The sequence below is a fragment of the Streptomyces sp. NPDC048507 genome (assembly GCF_043199995.1).
Taxonomy (GTDB): Bacteria; Actinomycetota; Actinomycetes; order Streptomycetales; family Streptomycetaceae; genus Streptomyces.
Genome location: NZ_JBICWZ010000002.1, coordinates 504,554 through 526,299, shown reverse-complemented (window position 1 = coordinate 526,299; position 21,746 = coordinate 504,554). Strand labels below are relative to the sequence as shown.

The window sequence follows — 21,746 nt, the reverse complement described above, 5'->3', positions numbered from 1 at the left end:
GGTATTCACGGCAGTTGCCGCCGGGGCCGGCGGGTCGGGAGGGGTCGGTCATGAGCGTGCGCGGGACTGGGGTGAGAGCGGCGGCCGCCATCGGGACGGGGGTGCTGCTGCTCGCGGGATGCGGCCAGGGCGGCGGTACGGGGAGCGGGGGGAAGGACGCCGCCGCCTCCCCGGCGGCCACGGGTTCCGCCGCGGCGCCCGCCCCGCCGCCGGCGGCCGGGACCTCGGGCCCGCCGCCGGCGCCCGGCCAGGTCCGGGTGGCCGGTGACGTCGGCAAGCCGTACACGCTCGGCCTCGCCGACCTGCGCAAGCTGCCGCAGACCTCGGCCGCGGTGAAGTTCACCAGCGCCAAGGGCGAGCAGGAGCACACCTACCAGGGCGTCCTGCTCGACGACGTCCTCAAGACCGCCGAACCGCGCTTCGACCAGGGCAAGAAGAACGGCCAGCTGCGCGGGTTCGTGGCCGCCACCGGCGGCGGCGACTACCGCGCGGTCTTCGCCTGGGCCGAGATCGATCCCGCCTTCGCCCGGACCCAGGTGCTGATCGCGGTCTCCGAGGACGGCGTGCCCTTCGACGACGCCGCCGGGCCCCGGCTGGTCGTCCCCCAGGACACCAAGGGCGGCCGCTACGTCTCCGAGCTGAACCAGCTGTGGGTCGGGGTGGTCGACCCGGTGGTCGACGGTGTGAAGTGACGGCCGGGGCCGGGGCCGGGGCGCCGGGACGGCGGGCCCTGCTCGGCGCCGGGGCGCTGGCCGCGCTCGCCGCGGGCGCCGCGGGCGGCGCGGCCCTGGTGGCGGACGGCGCGGCGGCCGGGAAGCCCGGCCCCGCCCCTGCGCCGTCCGGCCTGATCCCCTTCCACGGCCCCCAGCAGGCCGGGATCCTGACCCCGCGGCAGGCCTGCGCCCGCCTCGCCGCCCTCGACCTCGCGCCCGGCACCGACCGCTTGCGGGCCGCCGCCCTGCTGAGGTCCTGGACCGGCGCCGCCGAGCGGATGAGCCGGGGGGAGGCGCCCGGCGACGCCGACGCCGACACCGGGATGGTCCTCGGCGCCGGACCCGCCTCGCTGACCGTCACCTTCGGCTTCGGCGCGGGCCTCTTCGACCGGACCGGCCTGGGCGCCGCCCGGCCCGCGGCACTCGCCCCGCTGCCCGCGTTCCCCGACGACCGCCTCGACCCGGCCCGCAGCGGCGGCGACCTCTTCGTGCAGGTCGCCGCCGCCGATCCGTTCGCCGCCGTGCACGCGCTGCGCGCCCTCCAGCGGATCGCCCGGGGGACGGCGGCCACCCGCTGGGAGATGACGGGCTTCACCCGGCCGCCCGGAACCGGCGCCGCGGACGGCACCCACCGCAACCTCATGGGCCAGATCGACGGAACGGCCAACCCGGCGCCCGCCACCGACGTGGCGGCCCGCGACCGGATCCTGGTGACCGGCCCGGAGGCGCCCGGCTGGCTGCGCGGCGGCTCGTACGTCGTCGTGCGCCGGATACGGATGCTCCTGGACCACTGGGAGGGCCTGCCGGTCCACCACCGCGAACAGGCCGTCGGACGCCGTGTCGCGGACGGGGCGCCGCTGACCGGCGGCACCGAGCGCACCCCGGTGGACCTGGACGCGGCCCGCCCCGACGGGGTCCCCGTCATCGCCGCCAACGCCCACATCCGGCTCGCCGCTCCGCGGACGAACTCCGGCGCCACGATGCTGCGGCGCGGCTGGTCGTACTACGACGGGCCGCGCGCCGACGGCAGCCCCGACGCGGGCCTGCTGTTCGTGGCCTGGCAGGCCGACCCGGCCACCGGGTTCGTGCCCGTCCAGCGCCGGCTCGCCCGGGGCGACGCGCTGGCCCGTTACGTCGAGCACGAGGCGTCCGCCCTGTTCGTGGCACCGCGCGGGGCAGCGCAGGGGGAGTGGATCGGCCAGGCCCTGCTGGAGGGCTGACGGGGCCCGGGCCGGGCGGCGTTGTCAGTGCCGGCTGTGAAGCTTGGGCCCATGGACGACAGGATGCTGCGGCGCCGGGTCTACGGCGCCGACCACGACGACCCCGATCCGGGCCCGCGCCCGGGACACGCCTACGGCGAACTCGTGGGCGGCCCCCTCGACGGCCTGCTCCTCGACGTCACCGGATGGAGCGGGCGGCAGCTGACGGAGGAGGCCCGGCTCCCCACCGAGATCGGACGCTACGGACCGGGCGGGCGCGCCCACTACCGCCGCAGGGCCGCCGAGCCGGACCGCTGGGACTGGTCGGGGGACAGCCGCTAGCCGGGTTCCTTTCGGTCCCGCCGGGCCGGGCGGGGGTGAGCCCCCGGTCCGCCGACGTGCGACCGGGGGCTCGATGCGCTCTTCCCCCGCCGCGCCGTGACCGGATGCGCCGGCGGGGGAGGATCCCCCGGACGGCTCAGCGGGCCGCGGTCCGGCCCGGCGCCGCCGAGCGGCTCACGCTGCGCGCCCACAGCACCAGCGGCACCTGGAGCGGCAGCCGCCCGATCGCCACCGCCCGGTGTGCGGGGGAGCGCCGGCGCGCGTCCACGGCCATCTTCACGTTCGCGGGGAAGACGCCGACGAAGAACCCCGCCGCGGCCAGCGCCGCCACCCGGCGGGTGCGCGGGTGGGCCACCCCGGCCGCCAGGGCCAGTTCGGCCGCACCGCTCGCGTACGTCCAGCGGCGCGGGGTGCCGGGCAGGGAGCGGGGGACGATCGCGTCGAACTGCTGCGGCAGGGCCGCGTGGGCGAGCGCCGCGCCGGCCAGCAGTCCGGCGAGCAGCAGGGGGGAGGAGGGGGTGCGGGGCATCGGGATGCGGATCCTCTCGCGGGGGCGTCGAGCCTGGCGCCGGGGGCGAAGCCCGGGTCCGTGATCCTACTCATGAGTAGCTCCCGGGCCCAGGCCCCGTAGCGCCCGGGGTTCGTACCGGGCCCCTACCCGGCTCGGGCCGTCCGGTGGCCGAGCCGGAAAATTCTCCGAAGAATTCTTCCCGGACCTGTCGATCCGGGCGCCTCCCGTTCGACGCAGGGGTGAGAGGCGGGGAGGGACCCCGCCCTCCCGACCGAGGAGTCACCATGCCGCGCTTCCTGAGCCTGATCCGCATCGACGAGCAGGACCTGCCCCCCGAGAGCTTCCCCGCCGACTTCGAGGAGCGGATGGGCGCCCTCATGGCGGAGATCACCAAGGCCGGGGTCATGCTCGACACCGCCGGACTGCTCCCCACCTCCGAGGCCACCCGCGTCGACTGGTCCGGGGGCAAGCTCAGCTTCACCGACGGCCCCTTCACCGAGACCAAGGAGGTCGTCGGCGGCTACGCCCTGCTCCAGTGCAAGGACAAGGCCGAGGCGCTGGAGTGGACCAAGCGGTTCCTGTCGATCCACCCCGAGAGCTGGCACGTCGGCGCCGAGCTCCGCCAGATCCAGGAGATGTGACCCGCACCCGGCCCGGGCGACCGGCGCCGGGTTTGCCCTGCTCCGTCACGGCTGCTCTGATGGGTGGCCGTGACGGAACAGAGCACGGAGCGGACGGTCGAAGCGGTCTTCAGGATCGAATCCGCCCGGATCATCGCCGGCGTCACCCGCATCGTGCGGGACGTCGGCATCGCCGAGGAACTCGCCCAGGACGCCCTGGTCGCCGCCCTCGAACAATGGCCCCGCACCGGAGTCCCCGACCGGCCCGGCGCCTGGCTGATGACCACCGCCAAGCACCGCGCCGTCGACCTCGTGCGGCGCCGGGAGACCTACGCCCGCAAACTCGCCGAGGTCGGCCGCACCCTGGAGGACGTGCCCCCGCCCGCCGAGCCCGCGGACCCGGACGACATCGACGACGACCTGCTGCGCCTGGTGTTCACCGCCTGCCACCCCGTCCTCGCCGCCGAGGCCCGGATCGCGCTCACCCTGCGCCTGGTGGGCGGCCTCACCACCCAGGAGATCGCCCGTGCCTTCCTGGCCTCCGAGCCCACCGTCGCGCAGCGCATCGTCCGCGCCAAACGGGCCCTGGCCAAGGCCGGAGTGCCCTTCGAGGTCCCTTACGGCGCCGACCGGGCCGAGCGGCTCGCCTCCGTCCTGGAAGTCCTCTACCTCGTCTTCAACGAGGGGTACTCGGCCACCGCGGGCGACGACCTCCTGCGCCCCGCCCTGTGCGAGGACGCCCTGCGCCTGTCCCGGGTCCTGGCCGCCCTGATGCCCGCGGAACCCGAGGTGCACGGCCTCTGCGCGCTGCTGGAGTTCCAGGCCTCCCGCACCGCCGCCCGCACCGGCCCCGACGGGGAACCCGTGCTGCTCGCCGACCAGAACCGCTCCCGCTGGAACCGGCTCCTGATCCGGCGCGGCGTCGACGCCCTGCACCGCGCCGGCGCCGGCCCCTACGCGCTCCAGGCCGCCATCGCCGGCTGCCACGCCGCGGCCGTCCGCTACGAGGACACCGACTGGACGGCCATCGCCACCCTCTACGGGCAGCTCGTCCGGCTGGTCCCCTCACCCGTGGTCGAACTCAACCGGGCGGTCGCCGTCTCCATGGCCCGGGGCCCCGCCGCCGCGCTGCCCCTGGTCGACGCCCTCGGCCGGGAGGACGCCCTGCGCACCTACCACCTGCTGCCGAGCGTACGGGGAGACCTGCTGGAGCGGCTCGGACGCGGACCGGAAGCCCGCGCCGAGTTCGAGAAGGCGGCCGCGCTGACCCGCAACGCCCGCGAACGGGACCTGCTGCTGGCCCGCGCCGCCGCCCTCCCGCCCGTCAGCCCCTGACCCGGGCCGGCGTCTCCGCGGAGCGCCGCGGCGCCCCGAGCGCGACGGGCCGGCCGAAGCCTCCCGAGCGGGCGACGCTGCGCACCGTGCGGCGCAGCGCCTCCTGGAAGTCGCCCATGGTGCGCCGGGCCGCGGGCGTGTCCACGTACAGGGAATTCATGTGCAGCCCGTCCGCGTCCCGCTGGTACCAGGAGCAGGCCCCGTTCGCGCGCGCCGACCACACGTGCGTCGCGGGCCGCCACTCGGGGTGCCGTTCGGCGCCCCGGCACCGGCGCATGTCGATGTACGAGAAGAAGTTCACCGGGTACGGCCAGGAGCGGGCCGCGAACTCCTCGGGTGCCAGCAGCTCCCAGGCCCGTACGAACGGCACGTCGATGTGGGCGATCATCTCGCCGAAGCCCGCCCGGACCGCCCCCATCACCTGGGCGAAGTCCTGGCCGGGCGAGGCGTCGAACTCGATCGGCATCGTGTTGACGAACCAGCCCACCGCATCGTTCCACGAGCCGCGCCCGCGCTCGCTGACCGGCATGAACCCGCGGTAGACCCCCGGGCCCCCGGCCTCGCGCAGGCAGACCGCGACCGCACCGAGCAGCCCCATGAACGGCTTCGCGTCCGCCTCCCGGCAGGCCTTCTCGAACACCTCGGCCTCGGCGGCGTCCAGCAGGGCCGAGGCCTCGTTGACGATCGGGTACATCCGCCCCGGCTCCACGCCCAGGTCCAGCGGGAACCGGGGGAAGAACTCGCCGTTGCGGGCGATGAACGACTTCCAGTAGTCCAGGCGCGCGTCGTCGCCGTCGATGGACAGGTAGCGGCCGCGCTGCTCCTCGGCGAAGTCGAGGTAGCTGGGAACGGGCTCCGGCGCCGGGTCAGCGCCGTCGCGCAGGGCCTCGTAGGCGGTCATCACCTCGCGGACGACGATCGGCATCGACATGCCGTCGCAGACGATGTGGTCGAAGGCCAGGTAGACGGTCGCGGAGTCCGGGCGCAGCACCGCCCCCATCGTGAACAGCGGCCAGGACAGGGTGTCGATGCTGCGCTTGAAGCGTTCCACGAGGAACTCGCCCAGCCGCTCGGAGGAGTCGAAGGAGGCCACCTCCGCCGCCTCCAGGGCGAGTTCGCCGGCCGCCAGCGGTTCGCACGCCACCTCGCCCGCCAGCCGCCGGAACGCGCAGCGCAGCACCTCGTGCCGCTGGACGAAGGCCAGCAGCGACCGGGCCAGGGCCCCTTCGTCGAGGGCGCCCTCCACCTCGAAGGTGACGGCCAGCCACGAGGCGACCGGATCGTCGGCGCCGCGGCTCTCCTCGGCGACGGTGAAGTGCTTGTCCTGGTTGAACGAGGCCCATCTGCCCGCCGCGTCACCCCGGCCGGTGTCCTGCGGCTCGGCCGTGGACCGCAACCGCCACTCGACCACGCGCCCCGGCGCCACGTGGCGCATCTCCAGAGGAAACTGCCGCATTCCGTCATCCCTTCGCCCCCGAGTCAACCCCGAGCGCCTAACGACACCCGGGCCGCGGAAGTGACGCCCGTGCCCCGGTGACCGGTACGGACACGGGAGGGGAGAAGAGACGGGAGGGGGCTACGGAGCGCCGTCGGGGTCCTCCGCGTCGTCGCGGCGGATCTCGATGTGGTCGTGGGCCCGGTCGACGGCGACCCGGTGCTCCATGCCCAGCGCCTCCAGGAACTTCTGCGGCAGCTGGACCCGGCCGGTCCGGTCCAGCATCACGTACTCGCGTTCGCTCACCGACTCCGTGCCGTGCTCGTCGGTGACCGTCCGGCGCAGTACCTCGCTGCTCGTGCGCCCGTCGCGGATGGCCACCGTCCGGCGGACCTCGCCCGCCACCATCGGGTCGTGGGTCACGATCACCACCGTCGCGCCCAGCTCGCGGTTGACGGTGCGCAGCGCCTCGAAGACGGCGGCCGCGGTCTGCGAGTCCAGCTCGCCCGTCGGTTCGTCCGCGAGCAGCACCGCGGGCTCGTTGGCCATGCCCACCGCGATGGCCACCCGCTGCTGCTGGCCGCCCGAGAGCTCCTGCGGACGCCGCCGGGCGAGGGGGCCGATCTCCAGCGCCTCCAGCAGCCGCGCCACCCGCTTCGCCCGGCGCGCGGCCGCGCCGGGACGCCGCCCGCCCTTCAACTGCATCGGCAGGGCGATGTTCTGGGTGACCGTCAGGAACGGCATCAGGTTCCTGGCCGTCTGCTGCCAGATGAAGCCCACCGTCTCGCGACGGTAGCGCAGCCGCTCCCGCGCGGACATCTCCAGCAGGTCGTGGCCGCCCACCGAAGCCGTTCCGGCCGTCGGCACGTCGAGGCCCGCCAGGATGTTCAGCAGGGTGGACTTGCCGCTGCCGGAGGCGCCGACCAGGGCCACCAGGTCCCCCTGGGCCACCGTCAGTTCGAGCCCCTGGAGGGCCTGCACCTCGACACCGGCCGAGGTGAAGATCCGTACGAGCCGGTCGCAGGCGATGGCGGTGCCCGCCGCACCGGCCCGGGGCGCGGCGGCGGCCAGCGCCTCGCGCCGCAGCTCCTCGTACGTGGGTGCTTCGGTGTTCAACGTGGGTCTCCCGCTCTCAACTCGGTGGTGATCTGGCGCCGCCCCGAGACCGCCGCCTCGGCGAACACGGCCAGCGCCAGCAGCGCGGCCAGGCCCAGCGTCAGCGTGAGCAGGGGCCGCACCGTGAGCCGGACGCCGGTGGGCACGGCGGAGCCGACCAGTGTGGACAGGTCCACGGACGGCCCCAGCAGGGCGACCGCCGCCGCCGCGACCAGACCGCCGCCCAGGGCGGCCGCCAGGGCCTGCGGCAGCGACTCCGCCAGGATCAGCGCCAGCCCCTGGCGGGGCCGCAGCCCCATGGTCCGCAACCGGGCCAGCAGGGCCGCCCGTTCGGGCGCCGCCCGTAGCAGGTTCAGCAGGACGGCGAGCAGCGCGAAGGCGGCCGCGCCGGCGAGGGAACCCCAGAACAGCCGGGCCGCCGAGGCCTGGAGCGGGTCGTGGGCCAGCCGGTCGGCCGCTCCCGCGCTGGTGCGCACCAGGTACTGCGCGGCGTCGCCCTTCGGGACCGACGCGTCCAGCAGCCCGCGCAGCGGGGCCTCCTCGACGGAGCCGAGGCCGAACCAGTGCGTGGGCCGCTCCGCCCGGGGCAGCCGGACCGCCGTCGGACCGGCCGGGAGGACCATCGTGAGCGTCCCGCCGCCGGGCAGCGCCGGAGTGCCGTCGATCACGGCGGCGGCCCGCACCGGCAGCGTCGTGCCGTCGCCGAAGCGCAGCTCCTGCACGCCCCCGCCGGTGACCTGCGCCGCCAGTGCCCGGCCGAACAGCGCGGGCAGCGGCGCGTCGCCGCCGCCCGTCCCGCCGGCCAGCACCGCGGGGTCGAACCGGCCGCGGCCCACGGCCCCGGACAGCTCGGCGTACGTCTGCGGGTCGGCCACGATCACGGTGACCTGCGTGCCCTGCTGGGAGGTGCCGAGGACGATGCCCCAGGTGTCGATCCACACCGGTACGGAGGTCCGTACGCCGGGCAGCGCGGCGGCGGCCCGGGTGAACTCCGCGGGCAGCGTGGCCTGCGGCGGCGCGGTCACCGCGGCGTCGCCGCCGACGGCGGCCCGCGCCACCTGGTGGCGGGAGGTGTCCACGGAGTCCAGGACGGTGGCCCCGAACCCGCCGGTGGTCACGGCCAGCAGCAGCGCCGTCAACGGCAGCAGGGACGGGTGGGAGGAGCCCCCGCCCCCGCCGCCGCGCGCCGCGCGGGCCAGCCCGAGGAAGCCGATCACCCCGCGCCCGCGTCCGGCCGCCCGCGAGAGCGCCCGGACCAGCAGGGGCAGCACCCGGGCCAGCAGCAGCCCCCCGCACAGGGCCATCAGCAGCGGAGCGGCCACCAGCAGCGGGTCCGGGCCCGCCCCGGCGGGGGCGACCCCGCGCCGGCCGACCTGGACGACGGCCGCCACCGTCGCGGCGAGCACCAGCAGTTCGCCGACCAGCCGGCGGCGCGGGGCCGCCCCGCCCGGTCCGGACAGCAGGACCAGGGCCCGTACGGGGAAGGCCAGCAGGACCAGCAGGGTGACGGCCCCGGCCGCCAGCAGGGTCGGCGCCAGGCGCGGCACCGGCAGCAGCGCCACCGCCAGGGCGGTGGCGAGCGCGGCGGCGGGCAGCACGGTGACGGCCCCTTCGGCGAGGAGCCTGCGCAGGACGCCCCACCGGGAGGCGCCCCGGGCGCGCAGCAGCAGCAGTTCGGCCGTGCGGCGGTCCGCGCCGAGCCCGGCCGCCAGGCACAGCACCACCAGCGCTTCCCCGGCCAGCCCGGCCGGGCCGAGCGCGGCGAGCGGAGCGGCGGCCTGCTGGCGGGCCTGCGCCTGGGCGAACAGCCGGGGCAGGTCGGAGGTGATCTGGAGTTCCACCCGGTCGGTGGTCCGGCGCAGTGCGGTGGCGGTGGGCCCGGCCACGTACGAGGACACGGCGGCGGACACGGCCGGCAGCCGGTCGGCGCGCAGCGTCCCGGTGTCCAGCGGCAGCCGCCAGAAGTCCTGGACGGAGCCGCCCCAGGAGCCGAACCGCTCCAGCCCCTCGGCCCCGGTCACCGCGGTGACCCGCCAGCTGGGCGACAGGCAGGCGGCGGTGGGACAGGGCAGGCCGGTCCAGTAGGGGTCGGCGGGGTCGTCGGCGGTGTAGAGGCCGACGACCTCGGCGAGGAAGGGCGTCCCGACGCCGGGGGAAGTGCGCAGCACCGTACCGACCTTGGCGTCCAGGGTGTCGGCCGCGCTCTTGGCCAGGGCGACGGGCAGCGGTGCGCCCTCGGCAGCGGCGCCGGGCCAGTGGCCCTCGACGATGCGGGCGTGGGAGGTCATGCGGGGCAGGTGGAGGAGGTTCAGCAGAGTGGGCGGGGGCGGATCGCCCGGCATCTGCCTGAGCTCGGGGTTGGTCAGGGCCCGCGGGGTGAGCGTGACCGTGCCGTGGACCGGGCCGGTCGGCGCCAGGTCGATGCCGGTGCCCGGGCCGGTGCGCGCGCGCAGTGCCTCCAGTACGGAGTCCAGCGCCTGCGGGGTCCGCTGGCCGGGGACGGGGCGGGCGCTGGCGTACAGGCTGGTCGGGGCGGGACCCTGCTGGCGCAGGAAGGCGCGCAGGGCGTCGTCCGCGCCCCGGTCCAGGGCCCGTGGCAGGGCGGCCGCCAGCAGTACGGCGACGAAGGCCAGCGCGGCGGCGAGCACCGCCGCCATCGGCATCGCGCGCAGCCGCGTCCGCACCCAGGCCACCCCGACGCCCCGCCCGCCGGGCCGGGGCACCGCTCCGGCCCCGCCGTCCGGCGCAGGTCCCGTACCGGCGGGGGGCGGGGCGTTGTCGGGGGCGGTGGCCGTGTCCGGGGTCGGTTCGGGGGTGGGGGGCGGGGTGGTCACATGTCCTCCACGTGCCGCAGCCGGGCGGCCGGGCCTCGGTTGGTGCGGTCGGCCCGGCCGCCGAGCACCGCCGACAGCAGGGGCAGCACCGCGACCGCGGCGGCCAGCAGCAGCGTCGGGCCGCCCGGCAGGTCCACCAGGACCTCCGGCACCGGACGCCGCGCGGCGGGCGTCAGGACCATCAGCGGCACCACCAGGTGGACGATGGCCGCGCCCAGACCCACGCCGACGGCCGTGCCGAGCCCGACCAGCAGGCAGCCCTCGGCGGCGGTCGTCCCGGCGAGCCGCCGCCGGGAGGCGCCGAGGGCGGTCAGGATCGCGTGTTCCCGGGCCCGTTCGCGGCCGGACGACGCGGCCGAGGCGGCGAAGCCGATCGCGGCGAGCACCGCGCAGGCCACGGCCAGCGCGGCCAGCGCCGCCTGCGGGCCCGCGCTCAGCGGGTCGCCCAGCAGCGCCGCGGCCACCTCCTCGCGCACCAGCACCTTCGGCGGGGCGGCCCCGGCGCGCAGCTCGGTGGCGGCGCGCTCCGGACCGGTATCGCCCGGGGCGGCGGCGGGCAGCCACCACTCGTCGGCGGCGGGCAGCTCCTGCGCGCCCTCCGCGCCGAGCAGCCGGCCGGCCGCGCCCAGGTCCACGGCCAGGGCGGTGTCCCCGGCCACCGGCAGGGACCCGACGGCGCCGGTGATCCGTACCCGTACGGTGCTGACGCCGATCCGGACGGGCACCTCGTCGCCCACGGCGGCCCCCACGGAGCGCAGGTACCCGTGGGTGGCGACCCCGAGGAGCCCGGCGGGCGGCCCGCCCGCGCTCAGCGAGAGTTGCAGGGGGGTCCCGGGCGGGCCCCGGTAGCCCAGGCGCAGCAGGTCCGGGCCGGCCGGCCGCAGGTCGGGGGCCAGGAGGCTTTCGGAGATGCCGTCCGCGACGGGGGCGCGCAGCTTCCAGTCGGGTGCGGGGGCCGCCACGGGGACGCCGGGACCGTCCGCGGCCTCGCTCACGGCGACCCGGCGCAGGGCCAGTTCCCCGCTCACCGGGGCCAGGCCCTCGCCCGGGCTGAAGTAGGAGGGCGCGGTCCCGTACGACATCAGCAGCCCGACGATGCGCAGCGGCCCGGCGGCGGATCCCACGGGGGCGCCGGTCAGCGGGTCGAGGCGCATCGAGACGGTGCCGTCGCCGCTCTCGGGGAGCGTCGAGGCGGGGGTCCGGTAGGTGAGCCCGTACCGGTCGCGCAGCAGCAGGGCGAGGGACGGCCGGCCGCCGGCTTCGGCGTCGGCCCGCACCGACACGTCGAGGTCGATGCGTCGGGGCGCTCCCGGCAGGGCGATCCCGTCGGCCCCGCCCCGGCCGGCGTCCGCCCCGGCGCCGAGCGGGGCGAACAGGTCGCGCATCGGGCGGCCGTCGCGCAGGTCGGCGCGCAGCGGGAGCCGGTCGGCGGCGTGGGTGTCGAAGGCGAGCAGGCGGCCGGTCGTGCCGTCCGGCAGGTCCAGCCCGGTGTGGATCACCGGGAGGACGCGGTCGCCGCCGGGCAGGGCCGCGTACCGGCCCGCCCGGCCCATCGGGGTCAGGTCCCCGCCGGTGATCCGCAGGCCGCCGGCGGTGGCGAAGTCGGCCTGGTCGCGCTGGGAGGCGGACCAGGCGGTGTGCTGACCGAGGGCGAGCACCCCGCTGGACACGGCGAGGACCAGCAGCAGGACGGGCCCGGTGGCCCGCTGCGGCCGGCGGGCCAGCTGCCAGCCGACCAGCGCCGGACCGAGCCCGCGCCCCCGGGCGGCGATCCGTCCGCCGAGCCGCGCCGCGAAGGGCAGCAGCCGCAGCACCAGCAGGGTGCCCGCGCACAGCGCCAGCGTCGGCGCCGCCACCAGGACGGGATCCACTCCGAGCGGGCCGCCGCCCGGCCCGGCGCCCTCGCCGGCCCCGTACCGGGACAGCTGGCGGTAGGCGAGGACGGCGAGCGCGACCAGGGCCAGGTCGGCACCGGAGCGAGCGAAGCCGGACACCAGGGCCCGGCGTCGGCCGCCGCGTCCCAGGGCCGCGGCCGTGACCCCGCGCAGGACGGCGGGCAGGGCCGTCAGGAGCACGCACAGCAGCGCGCAGAGCGCCGCGGCGGGCCACAGCAGCCAGGAGCCGCCCGGGTCGAACGGGACCCGTGCCAGCGGGCCGTACCGGGCCGGCAGCCGCAGCAGCGGCGGGGCGAGCAGCGGGGCGAGCACGGCGGCGGGCAGCGCGAGCAGCAGGGACTCGGCCGTGGAGAGCAGGCCGAGCCGGCGCCGGGAGGCCCCGCGCGCGGTCAGCAGGACCCGCTCCGGTTCCTGGCGTTCCCGCAGCAGGGAAGCCACCAGCAGCAGGGCGGCCGCGGCCAGGACGGAGAGCTGCAGCGCGCCGACCAGCAGGGTCGACCGCGAGACCCGCTGGCCCGATTGCAAGTCCGCAATGAAGGCGGGGAGTTCGGTGGTGACAGTCAGCCCGGAGGGGCGGGCCGCGGCCGACTGCGCGGCCCGGGCGCGCACGGCCTCGACCTCGGTGCGCGAGGCGCCCGCGAAGTCCGGGGTCAGCAGCGAGGCGCGGCTGCCCTGTGCCAGCCCGCCCGTGGTGAAGGCGGAGTCGTCGACGAGCAGGGGGCCGTAGGTGGTGAAGCTGCCGACCTGCAACTCCCTCCCGCCGAGCGGGTCGAGGCGCCAGTACGGGTCCTGCGGATCGGCGGCCCGGTAGACCCCGGTGACGAGCACCTCCAGCGCCGGGCCGCCGAGCCGGTCCTCCAGGCGGATCCCGGCGGGCAGCGCCTGCGCGCTCAGCCCGAGCCGGGTCAGCGCCGCCTCGGGCGCGGCGACGGCCACCCGGACCGGATCCGGGCCGACGGCGTCGGGCCACCGGCCCGCGAGCAGGCGTACGCGCTCGCGGGCGAGGCCGGCGAGCAGGGTGAGGTCGGTCCGTCCGGCGCGGGAGGGGTCGGCCGGCAGGCCGTACGAGCGGCTGCGCGCCACGCTCTGCACACCGGCCGGCAACGAGCCGAACAGCCGCTCCGCGAAGGACCGTACGGCCGCGTCGTCCGCGGCGCGGGCGGGGAGGGCGTGCTCGCCCGTCAGGACGACGGCGGTGCGCGCCCGGTCGGGTCCGGTCAGGGCCCGGCGCATGCCCGCGTCGCCCACGCCGCGGGTGAACGCCAGCAGGGCGGTCAGCGCGGTGGTGGTGATGAGCACGGTCAGCAGCACGGCGACCGCGAGCGGCCATCGCCCGCGCAGCCGGCGCATGACGAATCCGAGCATGTGCCTGTTCCTCCCCCATCCGGACCACAGGCCCCGGATAGCGGACGATGCTGTCAGATTCGATCAGGTATCGGAAGGGACTTGCGGTGAGGATGTGACAGATGAGCAGAATCGGAAGCGAGGGCGGGAGAACGCCGCGGGCGCTCTCGCGGCGGCGCCGCCGTCGGCCGAGTCGAGGGGGAGCACCATGACGCAGCAGCAACCCGGCAGGACCGGTCCCGGGACCACGTCCACCGCCCCGCCCATGGTGGTCGTCCGCGACCTCCGGCGCAGCTTCGGAACCGGGGAGCGGACCGTACACGCCCTGCGCGGAGTCTCGTTCGAGGCCCGCAGGGGCGAACTCACCGCGCTCAAGGGGCGGTCCGGATCGGGCAAGACCACCCTCATGAACCTGGTCGGCGGACTCGACCTGCCCACCGGCGGCACCGTCGAACTGGACGGCACCGATCTGAGCGCACTGGACGAGACCGGCCGCCTCGCCCTGCGCCGTGACCGGATCGGCTTCGTGTTCCAGTCCTTCGGGCTGATCCCCATGCTCACCGCCGCAGAGAACGTCGGGGTCCCGATGCGGATGCGCGGGGTGCCGGCCAGACAGCGCGAGGAACGCGTCCGCACCCTGCTGGCGCTGGTCGCACTGGCCGACCACGCCGGACAGCGCCCGGGGGAGCTGTCCGGCGGTCAGCAGCAGCGCGTCGCGGTGGCCCGCGCGCTGGCCAACGAGCCCGATCTGATCATCGCCGACGAACCCACCGGCCAGCTGGACTCCGAGACCGGCCGCTCGATCATGCGGCTGCTGCGCGCGGTGGTGCGCAGCGAGGGGGTCACCGCCCTGGTGGCCACCCATGATCCGGAACTGATGGAACTCGCCGACCAGGTGGTGGAATTGCGCGACGGCCGGGTCGCCCCGGCGGCCGGCTGAGCGGTACCGGGCGGGGCGGGCGGGGCGGCGGCGGGAGCCGCCGGGCCAGGAGGAGGGCCAGCACCAGCGGGACGAGGGTGAGCGCCGTGAAGGTCACGCGTCCACCCGCTCGCGTCCGGCCGGCGGCGGCAGCACGCGCGCGGCGAGGTCGAGCAGGAGGCGCAGGGACGGCGAGGTGGTGGCCGTCTCCCAGGAGCGTCCGGCGCGGACCCACGCGTCGAGCACGTCGAGGAGGGACGAGTCGCAGAAGGTGACGAGGGCCGCGTCGAGGAGGAGGCGGCGGGCGCCGCGGGCGGCGGCTTCGTCGAGGAGGCCGCGCAGGGGGGAGCAGGTGTGGAGGTCGAACTCCCCGGCCAGGCTGACGGCGAGGACGCCGTCGCGGAGCGTGGAGCGTATGCGGGGCACCGGGTCGGGCGGCGCGCTGGCCGCGGGGGCGGTGGCCGCGGGGGTGGGGGCGGTGAGGGCGTCGGGACGTCCGGCCGCGGGCAGTATCGGGGCGCTTATCGCCTTCGTGGGAGCCTTCATGCCCCTCCAACGGTCCCGGATGCGGTCGGGAACGGGTGCGGGAGCGCACGTCACCCGCGCGGGGCGGCCCGCTGACCCGTTCCGGCGATCTTCGTCACCCGCCCGGGCCCCCGGTGCGTCCCGGGGGCTCCGGCCGGCGCCGATGCCCGAGAGTGGGCGCGTGGACGCGGACGGAAGCCCGGACGAGGTCGTCGACGCGCTGTACGCGGACCCCCCGGACGGGTTCACGGCCGCGCGCGACGCCGCGGTGGCGCGGGCGAAGGCGGACGGCGACGCGGCGACGGCCGAGCGGGTCGCGGGACTGCGGCGGCCGACGCTGGCGGCATGGGTCTCGAACACCCTGGTCCGGGCCCAGCCCGAGGAGGTCGAACAGTTCCTCCAGCTCGGGCAGGCGCTGCGCGAGGCCCACCGCTCGCTCGACGGCGAGCAGCTGCGGGAGCTCTCGCACCAGCAGCACGTGGTCGTCGGGGCCCTGGCCCGGGAGGCGCAGAGGCTGGCCGGGGAGGCGGGCACGCCGGTGTCGGAACCGGTGGTGCGGGAGGTGGAGCGCATCCTCTACACCGCGCTGGCCGACCCGGACGCGGCCACCGCGTGGGCCTCCGCCCGGCTCACCCGGGCGCCCGCCGAGGCGGCGTCCTTCCCGGAGGCCGACCCGTCCGCCGTCCGGGACCACCGCCCGCCGGGCGGGCCGGCAGGGGAAGCCGCGGAGGCGGACCCGGCCGGCTCCCCGGACCCCGCCGGCGCCCGGGCCCGTGACGGGGCGGCCCGGGAGGCGGCCGCCCGGGAGGCGGAAGCGGAAGCGGAGGAGGCCGACGGGGCCCGGCAACGGGCGGTGGACCGAGCGGCCGCGGCCGACGCCGAACTCACCCGCCTGGAGGAGGCCGCCGGACGGGCCCGCGCGGAGCGGGACCGCGCCTACACGGCCGTGAGCGAAGCGGAGACCCGCCTGCGCGAGGCCACCCGCGCCGCCCAGGATGCCCGCCGCGCCGCCGACCCGCCCGGACGGCGCGGAAGCTAGGCCGTGGCCGCCGTCTGCCGGAGGACGGCGGCCAGGGTGGCGGCGGGGGAGCCGGCGGGGGTGCCGGGGGCGGTGGCCACGCCGATGTGCCGGGCGGGACGGGGAGCCGCGAGCGAGACCACCGCCGATCCGGCGGCCGCGGACAGGGCGATGTGCGGGACCAGCGCCACCCCGACGCCCGCCCCGACCAGGGTCTGCGCGAAGAAGTAGTCGGTGGTCGAGGCAGCGGTCCGCAGCTCGAACCCGGCCCGGTCCGCGTACCGCCGCAGGAAGGCCTCCGTCTTGAGGCAGCCCAGCACCCACCGGTCGGCCGCCAGCTCCGCGGGCTCCAACACCTGCCGCCCTGCCAGCCGGTGCCCCGGCGGCAGCACGGCGTACAGGGGGTCCTCCAGCAGCGGCAGCCAGTCGGGGCCCGCGCGCCCCGCCCCGCCGGACGGCAGCGGTCCGTCGAAGTGGTAGGCCAGCGCGAGGTCCGCCGCCCCGCCGCGGACCATCGGCAGCGCGTCCTCGGGCTCGGCCTCCACGACCGTCAGCTCCACCTCCGGCCGCGCGGCCACGAACGCGGCGAGCGCGCGCGGCAGCAGGTGCCTGCCGCCGCTGGTGAAGGTGGCGACCGTCAGCCGGGGCCGGCCGGCCGCCAGACGGTCGATCCGGGTGCGGACCAGGTCGATCTCGGCGGTGATCGTGTCCGCGGCCTCCACCAGCAGCCGCCCGGCCGCGGTCAGGGTGACCCCGCGCGTGCTGCGTTCGGCCACGGCGTGGCCGAGGCTCCGCTCCAGGGTGGCGATGTGCTGGGAGACGGCCGAGGGCGTCAGCCGCAGGGCGGCCGCCGCGCGGTTGAAGCTGCCGTGCGCGGCCACGGCCCGCAGGATGCGCAGCCGGTGCACGTCGATCAACAGTTTTCCTTCATACGTGTTCAGCATCCGATCGGTTCTGCCGGTGATCCTAGAGCGGCAGGATCGACGGCATGAGCGAATTCCTGGTCATCGGCGGGAGCCGGTACTTCGGCAGGCACCTGATCACCCTCTTGCGCGACGCGGGCCACGCGGTCACCGTCCTCAACCGGGGCTCCACGGCGCCGCCGCCCGGGGTGGCCCACCTGGCCGCCGACCGCGACGACGAACACGCGCTGCGCGCCGCGCTCGGCGCCCGCGGCTTCGACGCCGTCGTCGACCAGGTCTGCTACACCCCGCACCAGGCCGAGGTCGCCCGCCGGGTCTTCGCCGGCGGCCGGACCGGCCGGTACGTGATGACCTCCACCATGGAGGTGTACGACCCCGCCACCTTCGCCGCCCCGCGTGCGCAGGCCCCGGCCGGCGGGATGGCCGAGGGCGCGCTGGACCCCTCGCGCCCCCTTCCGGCCGCCGCCGGGGGCGCCGCCGCCCGTTACGCCGGGGACAAGCGGCGGGCGGAGGCGGTGTTCCTGCGCGAGCCCGCCCTCCCGTACGTGAGCGTCCGCTCCGCGCACGTCCTCGGCGGCGGCGCGCAGGACTTCACCGGCCGCCTCGCGCACTACGTCGAGCGGGTCGGAGCCGGGCTCCCGGTCGACGTGCACGGGGCTCCGTACGGCACCTCCTTCATCCACCACCTGGAGATCGCGCGGTTCCTGGCCTGGGCCGCCGAGGGGACCTTCACCGGGCCGGTAAACGCCGCCTCGCACGGCCCGCTCAGCGTGACCGGCCTGACCGGGGCGGTCGGGGAGCGGCTGGGACGCGCGCCGCGCCACCGGGTCGTGGCGGACGGGGGCCAGGCCTCGCCGTTCTCCTTCGACCGGGCCTACGCCCTCGACAACGGCCGCGCCGTCCGTCTCGGCTTCCCCTTCGGCCACACCGGGGACTGGCTCCCCGGCGCGATCGACGAGATCCGGCCGCCCCGCTGACGACCCTGCCGCCCCGCTGACGGTTCGCCGCGGCGCCGGCGTTCGGCCCGGCCACCGCCTCAGCGCTCGCCGCCCCCCGGATGCCGCTCCAGGGGGGTGGCTACTGCCGAGTTGCTCACACTGAAGGTGACGCTACCGGCCCGGTAGCGGTCGTCGGACCACTCGATCGGGCGGCCCGTGCGCGTCGCGGAGACATGTCGTTGGCGCAAAACCGGGCTGCCCCGCCGGATCTCCAGCAGCCTCGCGTCCTCGCTGCCCGCGGCGAGCGCGTCGATCAGGTGCTCCCCGTAGTGCGCCACGATCCCGGAGTCCGCCGCCAGGCTGTCCATCACGGAGCGGCAGTCCTCGGGCAGCGCCTCCACCGCCGCCGCGACCCAGTCCGCGTAGGCGGTGCGCTCCACCATCGTCGGCTCCCCGTCCAGCAGCCGCAGTCGCAGCACGGCGAGCACCTGCGTGCCCGGCGGCAGCGCGAGCCGTTCGGCCTCCTCGGCGCTGGCGGGCCGCCGGATGCGCGTCAGGAACCGGCTGCGCACCTCGTGGCCCACCCCGTCGGCCCACTGCGCGAAGCTGTTCAACTCGCCGAAGCTGTGGCGGCGTTCGTGGCGCAGGACGATCCTGCGCGCACCCTGGCTGGAGCCGATGAGCCCCTCCGCGGCGAGGGTGGCGACGGCTTGGCGCACCGTGCCGCGCGAGGCCGACCAGCGGGCGGCGAGGTCGCTCTCGGAGGGCAGCCGGCCCCCCACGGGGTAGACGCCGGACAGGATCGCCCGGCGCAGTTCCTCCGCGATCTCCAGATACCGCACCGTTGCCATGCCGTTCCCCCTCGCTGCGTCCTGCCGTGGCCGGCCTCCGGGAAACCCGAAGGTCTTGATCATCATCGAGGATCGTCCGGACCCGTTCTGTCACGACGCCTTTCGGTCATTCTCTTCTCTTCCTCGAGCCGTGCTCCGGGGTCCAGGCGCCGTTCACCGTCCGTACAGCCGGCCCGGGCGAACTGGAGCCAACTTGTTCAGACAAGTGAATCTGACAAGCGCAGCCCCCTTCGTCTCCGGGAGAGACCGTGCTCAGTTCCTCCGCCCGCCGCGGCGCGGCCGTACTGCTCAGCGCCGCCGTCCTGACCACGCTCAGCGCGTGCGGCGCAGCGCCCGACCCGAAGCCCGGCGCCGCCGCCCCGGGCGACGCCAAGGGCAACGCCCAGCCGGGCACCGCGGCCTCGGCGGCCGACCTCGGCGGCATGGCGGCCCTGGTCGCCGCCGCCGAGAAGGAGGGCCAGCTCAACGTCATCGCGCTGCCGCCGGACTGGGCGAACTACGGCCAGATGATCAAGGCCTTCCAGGCGAAGTACCCCAAGGTCAAGATCAGCAGCGAGAACCCGGACGCCGCCAGCGCCGACGAGATCGCCGCCGTCAAGTCCCGCAAGGGCCAAAAGCGCGCCCCCGACGTCCTCGACCTCGGCATCGCCTTCGCCCGCAGCGGCGCCGACGAGAACCTCTTCGCCTCCTACAAGGTCGCCGCCTGGGACAAGATCCCCGCCGCCCAGAAGGACGCGGACGCCCGCTGGTACAACGACTACGGCGGCTACGTCTCCATCGGCTGCGACGCCGCGCGCATCCCCAGCTGCCCGCAGAGCTTCGCCGATCTCCTCAAGCCCGAGTACAAGGGCAAGGTCGCCCTCAACGGCAACCCGACCAAGTCCGGCTCGGCCTTCGGCGGCGTCTACGCGGCCGCCCTCGCCAACAAGGGCTCCTTCGCCGACATCCAGCCCGGCATCGACTTCTTCGGCCAGCTGAAGAAGAGCGGCAACTTCATCCCCGTCGAGTCCACCCCGGCCACCGTCGAGAAGGGCGAGACGCCCATCTCGATCGACTGGGACTACCTGAACGCCGGCTACGCCGAGCAGTTCAAGGGCAAGGGCGTCGACTGGAAGGTCTCCGTCCCCTCCGACGGCGTCTACGCCCAGTACTACTCCCAGGCCATCAACAAGGACGCCCCCAACCCGGCGGCCGCCCGCCTGTGGATGGAGTTCCTCTACAGCGCCGAGGGCCAGAACATCTGGCTCCAGGGCCACGCCCGCCCCGTACTGCTCCCCGTGATGGCCGCCGACGGCACCGCGGACAAGGACGCCGTCACCAAGCTCCCGCAGGTCCAGGGCACCCCGACCTTCCCGGCCTCCGCCGAGCTCGACAAGGCCAAGGCCACCCTCGCCGAGAAGTGGGACAAGGCCCTCAGCTGATGCCCGCACCCACCACCCCCCAGCAGGGGACCGCCGGCGGCACCACCCCGCGCCGCCGGCGGCGCGGGCCGCGCACCTGGCTCGCCGCCCTCCCGCTCCTCGTCTTCACCGGGCTCTGCTTCGGCGTCCCGCTCGGTGCCATCGCCTTCGGCGCGGTCACCCGCACCGACCCGGCCACCGGCGCCACCCGCCTCACCGGCGAGCACCTCGCGCGCTCCCTCCAGGGCCCCTACCTCGACTCGCTGGCCGGCAGCGTCCAGCTCTCCGCCCTGACCGCACTCCTCGGCGGAGTCCTCGGCGTGCTGATCGCCCAGGCCCTGGTCACCTCCCGCTCCACCGCCCTGCGCTCCGCGGCGCTGACCGCCTCCGGCGTCCTCGCCAACTTCGGCGGGGTCCCGCTCGCCTTCGCGTTCATCGCCACCGCGGGCATCTCCGGGGTCGTCACCCAGCTCGCGGACCTCACGGACCTGGGCTGGGACCTGTACTCCTTCACCGGCCTGACCGTCGTCTACCTGTACTTCCTGATCCCCCTGATGGTCCTGGTGATCGTCCCCGCGCTGGACGGACTGCGCCCGCAATGGCGCGAGGCCGCCCAGAACAACGGGGCCACCGGATGGCAGTTCTGGCGCCACGTCGGGCTGCCGGTCCTCGCGCCCTCCCTGCTCGGCGGGTTCGTCCTGCTCTTCGGCACCGCCTTCGCCGCGCACGCCACCGCCGCGGCCCTCGTCGGCGGCTCCGTGCCGCTGGTCACGCTGAAGATCGCGGACGCCCTCTCCGGCAACGTCCTCACCGGCCAGGAGAACGTGGCGCTCGCCCTCGGCCTCGACATGATCCTGATCGCCGGCCTGGTCATGGCGGTCTACCTGCCCCTCCAGCGACGGAGCGCACGATGGCTGCGATGACCCCGACCGCCCCCCGGGCGGACAGCGCCGAAACGGCCGCCACGGCCACCCCGGCGCGGACCCGCCGCCCCCGGCCCCGGGTCTGGCGCGGAGCCGTCCTCGGCCTGGCCGGCGCGTACTTCCTGCTCCCGCTCGTCGCCTCCTTCGTCTTCACCGTGCACGTGCCCGGCCAGGGCGTCACCTTCGAGGCGTACACCGAGCTGCTGGGCGCCGACGGTTTCGCGCGGAGCCTCATGCTCTCCCTCGGCCTCGCCGCCGCCACCATCGCGCTGTCCCTGCTGCTGGCCGTGCCCGCGCTGGTCGCCGTACGGATCGGCTCGCCGAGGCTGCGGCCCGTCGTGGAGGTGATGTGCATGCTGCCGCTGGTCGTACCGCCCATCGCCCTGGTCACCGGCATCACCACCGTGCTGCGCTGGGGGCCCGACCACCTCTCGCGGACCCCGCTCTACCAGACCTTCCTCGCCGTCCAGAACGAGGACTTCCCCGTCGTCCTGGTCCTCGCGTACACGGTGCTGGCGCTGCCCTTCGTCTACCGCTCGCTCGACGCGGGCCTGCGCGCCGTCGACGTCCCCACCCTGGTGGAGGCCGCCCGCAGCTGCGGCGCGAGCTGGCCCCACGTGGTCCTGCGCGTGCTGCTGCCCAACCTGCGGGCCTCGCTCGCCGGAGCCGCCTTCCTCACGCTGGCCCTGGTGCTCGGCGAGTTCACCATCGCCTCGCTCCTCGGCTTCCAGCCCTTCGCCGTGTGGATCGTCTCCATCTCCGGCGCCCAGGCCCGGATGTCGGTGGCCGTCTCCATCCTCAGCCTCCTCATCACCTGGCTGCTGCTGCTCGTCCTCTCGCGGGCCGGAACCGCCCCCGCCACGGTCTCCTCCGCCCCCGCCACCTCCCGCAAGGAGTCCTGACCC

General features: G+C 76.2%; 19 protein-coding genes. 11 read left to right on the top strand and 8 right to left on the bottom strand.

Annotated features, from left to right (window positions below; genetic code table 11):
- The first annotated feature begins 50 nt into the window (after positions 1–50).
- The 3 genes from ACGFXC_RS07485 to ACGFXC_RS07475 are packed head-to-tail and all read left to right on the top strand — an operon-like array spanning position 51 to position 2,254.
- Positions 51–692 carry a molybdopterin-dependent oxidoreductase gene (locus tag ACGFXC_RS07485; RefSeq protein WP_393710444.1) on the top strand — a complete coding sequence of 214 codons (642 nt, stop codon included), beginning with the start codon at positions 51–53 and terminating at the stop codon, positions 690–692.
- On the top strand, positions 689–1,933 hold the full coding sequence (locus tag ACGFXC_RS07480; protein ID WP_393710443.1) for a Dyp-type peroxidase: 1,245 nt from the start codon (positions 689–691) through the stop codon (positions 1,931–1,933). The genes ACGFXC_RS07485 and ACGFXC_RS07480 overlap by 4 nt, the downstream gene beginning before the upstream one ends.
- A gap of 51 nt (positions 1,934–1,984) precedes the next feature.
- Positions 1,985–2,254 carry a hypothetical protein gene (locus ACGFXC_RS07475; protein WP_393710441.1) on the top strand — a complete coding sequence of 90 codons (270 nt, stop codon included), beginning with the start codon at positions 1,985–1,987 and terminating at the stop codon, positions 2,252–2,254.
- Positions 2,255–2,390: 136 nt separating this feature from the next.
- Here ACGFXC_RS07475 and ACGFXC_RS07470 read toward each other — a convergent pair whose 3' ends face one another.
- The gene (locus tag ACGFXC_RS07470) at positions 2,391–2,783 is read right to left on the bottom strand and encodes a hypothetical protein (protein WP_393710439.1); all 393 of its coding nucleotides are present in this window, start codon (positions 2,781–2,783) and stop codon (positions 2,391–2,393) included.
- A 266-nt stretch (positions 2,784–3,049) separates the two neighbouring features.
- Between ACGFXC_RS07470 and ACGFXC_RS07465 the strand changes: the two genes are divergently transcribed.
- Together ACGFXC_RS07465 and ACGFXC_RS07460 are read left to right on the top strand one after the other, a co-directional pair.
- Positions 3,050–3,406 (top strand): YciI family protein, encoded by a 357-nt coding sequence (locus ACGFXC_RS07465; protein WP_393710437.1) that lies wholly within the window; start codon positions 3,050–3,052, stop codon positions 3,404–3,406.
- 69 nt (positions 3,407–3,475) lie between these two features.
- Positions 3,476–4,720, top strand: a complete 1,245-nt coding sequence (locus tag ACGFXC_RS07460; RefSeq protein WP_393710435.1) for an RNA polymerase sigma factor — start codon at positions 3,476–3,478, stop codon at positions 4,718–4,720.
- Here the strand turns inward: ACGFXC_RS07460 and ACGFXC_RS07455 are convergent.
- The 4 genes from ACGFXC_RS07455 to ACGFXC_RS07440 all read right to left on the bottom strand — a co-directional run bounded on the left by ACGFXC_RS07455 (position 4,710) and on the right by ACGFXC_RS07440 (position 13,365).
- Positions 4,710–6,176 carry a condensation domain-containing protein gene (locus tag ACGFXC_RS07455; RefSeq protein ID WP_393710433.1) on the bottom strand — a complete coding sequence of 489 codons (1,467 nt, stop codon included), beginning with the start codon at positions 6,174–6,176 and terminating at the stop codon, positions 4,710–4,712. The two genes, ACGFXC_RS07460 and ACGFXC_RS07455, sit on opposite strands and share 11 nt — an antisense overlap.
- A 120-nt stretch (positions 6,177–6,296) precedes the next feature.
- Positions 6,297–7,271 carry an ABC transporter ATP-binding protein gene (locus ACGFXC_RS07450; protein ID WP_393710431.1) on the bottom strand — a complete coding sequence of 325 codons (975 nt, stop codon included), beginning with the start codon at positions 7,269–7,271 and terminating at the stop codon, positions 6,297–6,299.
- Positions 7,268–10,105: a hypothetical protein gene (locus ACGFXC_RS07445; protein WP_393710429.1), complete on the bottom strand. Its 2,838-nt coding sequence runs from the start codon at positions 10,103–10,105 to the stop codon at positions 7,268–7,270. The genes ACGFXC_RS07450 and ACGFXC_RS07445 overlap by 4 nt, the downstream gene beginning before the upstream one ends.
- Positions 10,102–13,365, bottom strand: coding sequence for an FtsX-like permease family protein (locus ACGFXC_RS07440; protein ID WP_393710428.1), 3,264 nt, complete (start codon positions 13,363–13,365; stop codon positions 10,102–10,104). The genes ACGFXC_RS07445 and ACGFXC_RS07440 overlap by 4 nt, the downstream gene beginning before the upstream one ends.
- Before the next feature lie 187 nt (positions 13,366–13,552).
- On the opposite strand from ACGFXC_RS07440, the gene ACGFXC_RS07435 reads away from it, so the two are divergent.
- Positions 13,553–14,284, top strand: coding sequence for an ABC transporter ATP-binding protein (locus ACGFXC_RS07435; protein ID WP_393710426.1), 732 nt, complete (start codon positions 13,553–13,555; stop codon positions 14,282–14,284).
- A 93-nt stretch (positions 14,285–14,377) separates the two neighbouring features.
- Here the strand turns inward: ACGFXC_RS07435 and ACGFXC_RS07430 are convergent, their stop codons facing one another.
- Positions 14,378–14,809, bottom strand: coding sequence for an STAS domain-containing protein (locus ACGFXC_RS07430; protein ID WP_393710424.1), 432 nt, complete (start codon positions 14,807–14,809; stop codon positions 14,378–14,380).
- 160 nt (positions 14,810–14,969) lie between these two features.
- Between ACGFXC_RS07430 and ACGFXC_RS07425 the strand changes: the two genes are divergently transcribed.
- The gene (locus ACGFXC_RS07425) at positions 14,970–15,827 is read left to right on the top strand and encodes a hypothetical protein (RefSeq protein WP_393710422.1); all 858 of its coding nucleotides are present in this window, start codon (positions 14,970–14,972) and stop codon (positions 15,825–15,827) included.
- Here ACGFXC_RS07425 and ACGFXC_RS07420 read toward each other — a convergent pair.
- Positions 15,824–16,714, bottom strand: a complete 891-nt coding sequence (locus ACGFXC_RS07420) for a LysR family transcriptional regulator (RefSeq protein ID WP_393710928.1) — start codon at positions 16,712–16,714, stop codon at positions 15,824–15,826. The genes ACGFXC_RS07425 and ACGFXC_RS07420 overlap by 4 nt on opposite strands.
- A gap of 80 nt (positions 16,715–16,794) precedes the next feature.
- Between ACGFXC_RS07420 and ACGFXC_RS07415 the strand changes: the two genes are divergently transcribed.
- The gene (locus ACGFXC_RS07415; RefSeq protein ID WP_393710420.1) at positions 16,795–17,706 is read left to right on the top strand and encodes an NAD-dependent epimerase/dehydratase family protein; all 912 of its coding nucleotides are present in this window, start codon (positions 16,795–16,797) and stop codon (positions 17,704–17,706) included.
- A gap of 59 nt (positions 17,707–17,765) precedes the next feature.
- Here the strand turns inward: ACGFXC_RS07415 and ACGFXC_RS07410 are convergent, their stop codons facing one another.
- Positions 17,766–18,518, bottom strand: coding sequence for a GntR family transcriptional regulator (locus tag ACGFXC_RS07410; RefSeq protein ID WP_393710418.1), 753 nt, complete (start codon positions 18,516–18,518; stop codon positions 17,766–17,768).
- A gap of 248 nt (positions 18,519–18,766) precedes the next feature.
- Between ACGFXC_RS07410 and ACGFXC_RS07405 the strand changes: the two genes are divergently transcribed.
- Genes ACGFXC_RS07405 through ACGFXC_RS07395 form a run of 3 tightly spaced genes read left to right on the top strand, consistent with a single transcriptional unit; the run spans position 18,767 to position 21,743 of the window.
- Entirely contained in the window at positions 18,767–19,939 is a 1,173-nt protein-coding gene (locus tag ACGFXC_RS07405) for an extracellular solute-binding protein (protein WP_393710416.1), read from the top strand.
- The gene (locus ACGFXC_RS07400; RefSeq protein ID WP_393710414.1) at positions 19,939–20,841 is read left to right on the top strand and encodes an ABC transporter permease; all 903 of its coding nucleotides are present in this window, start codon (positions 19,939–19,941) and stop codon (positions 20,839–20,841) included. The genes ACGFXC_RS07405 and ACGFXC_RS07400 overlap by 1 nt, the downstream gene beginning before the upstream one ends.
- Positions 20,829–21,743, top strand: coding sequence for an ABC transporter permease (locus tag ACGFXC_RS07395; protein ID WP_393710413.1), 915 nt, complete (start codon positions 20,829–20,831; stop codon positions 21,741–21,743). Before ACGFXC_RS07400 ends, ACGFXC_RS07395 begins: the two co-directional genes overlap by 13 nt.
- Positions 21,744–21,746 lie beyond the last annotated feature (3 nt).